Source organism: Flavobacterium macacae (genome assembly GCF_003865365.1).
Taxonomy (GTDB): Bacteria; Bacteroidota; Bacteroidia; order Flavobacteriales; family Flavobacteriaceae; genus Flavobacterium; species Flavobacterium macacae.
This window is the reverse complement of the sequence record NZ_RQVR01000050.1, coordinates 1-1,459: the sequence shown is the minus strand read 5'-3', so window position 1 is coordinate 1,459 and position 1,459 is coordinate 1. Positions and strand designations below refer to the sequence as shown.

General features: G+C 33.2%; 3 protein-coding genes. All 3 read left to right on the top strand.

Translation table 11 applies throughout. The features are described 5' to 3' along the window. Window positions 1-647 (top strand): hypothetical protein (locus EG849_RS15455; protein ID WP_199732398.1); only part of this gene is annotated, 647 nt, incomplete at its 5' end. 9 nt (window positions 648-656) lie between these two features. After that, window positions 657-1,073 carry a hypothetical protein gene (locus EG849_RS15450; RefSeq protein ID WP_125014328.1) on the top strand — a complete coding sequence of 139 codons (417 nt, stop codon included), beginning with the start codon at window positions 657-659 and terminating at the stop codon, window positions 1,071-1,073. 190 nt (window positions 1,074-1,263) lie between these two features. Then, a partial coding sequence (locus EG849_RS16095; protein WP_394336500.1) for an RHS repeat-associated core domain-containing protein occupies window positions 1,264-1,459 on the top strand: 196 nt, incomplete at its 3' end.

Sequence of the window (1,459 nt, the reverse complement as noted above, 5' to 3'; positions counted from 1 at the left end):
AATCGGATAGTTTAATGCTAGCGTTCGTTGATGGGGGCGGAGCTGCTAATTTTATCACTTTTGGTGGTGGTTCTTCTGGTGGCGGTCCTGGTGGTGGCGGTCCTGGCGGCGGCGGATCATTTGGAGGAGGTGGAGGACCTAATTCAAGAGGAGTTGGTAGAAATTATGGACAGATTTCATTTTTAGGGACGGGTGGTTTTACATTTTTTGGAGCTCCTATAAGATTAATTCCCTTTGACGCTGGTGCATCTTCGTATTTCGGAGGGGCTATTAATGTATATCAAGGCAACTGGGAAAAATACTTAAAAAAAGGGTTAAATTCACCTACAGGCAGGTATTTAATGCACGAGTATGGTCATTATTTACAAGAAAAACATGGAGGAAAAATAAATTATTATACTCAAGTTGTACCGGCTAGTTTAGAGTCGTTTAACAATGATAATATGGCTCATGGTAATAATTGGACAGAAGTACAAGCTAGTACATTGGCATGGGTATATTTTAATTACCCTGATGTTTTTGATACTGAAAATGTAATAAACTATAACGCTATTTCTTTTTATTCACCTAATTTGCCTCTGCCTTATGAACTTATACAAATATTGGAAAATCAATACATAAATCACCCTGACTACAAACCTTCGTAATTATTTATAATGAAATTTTTTTTATCTTATATTTTAGTCATTTTTTTATTTATTTCATGTATAGATAAAATAGATTCAAGAGAGTTTGAAGTAATTAATAATTCAAATCAAAGTATTTATACAATAATACATAAAGTAAATATTGAAGATGATACAATTAATAAATATGGTTTTGTTGGAGATTTTACAGATTCTATTTTAAGTAATACAATAAAGGAAATTAATAGACCAATAGACTGGGGACGCTATATGAATAAATCATATGGGATGAAATTTAGGCTATATTTAATAAAGAAAGACAGTATAGATAAATATGGATGGGAAGGCATCCGTAAAAAAAATATCTACAATAAAAAATACATACTAGATATTGATGATTTGGATAGTTTGAATTGGAGAATTAAATATGATGGAACTCATAATTAAGTATATAGAAATGTTAATTTTTTAGTTAAAAATTAATAACCCCCTTTAAAATAACTGTACTACGGTCTTAATACGCTTGTACAGTTAGCTGGAGTTGGTTTAATATTGGTATTTAACAGCTCTTGCCTAATCGGGAATCGGCTTATGAACACAACGGACGGGAATAACAAAATTGTTGGGGCAGAACATAATGGCGATGTATTTTAGGCATTACGATAATGCTAACGGACGGTTTAACTGTATGGACCGGCTTGCAGATTTAATGCCTGGTATAACTCCTTATCGATTTGCATTTAACAATCCTAACAGTTGGAGCGACCCCACTGGACTATTTGAAAATCAAGCTAGCGCTTTCGCGTATATGAATCAATTAGGGATTTCAGGTT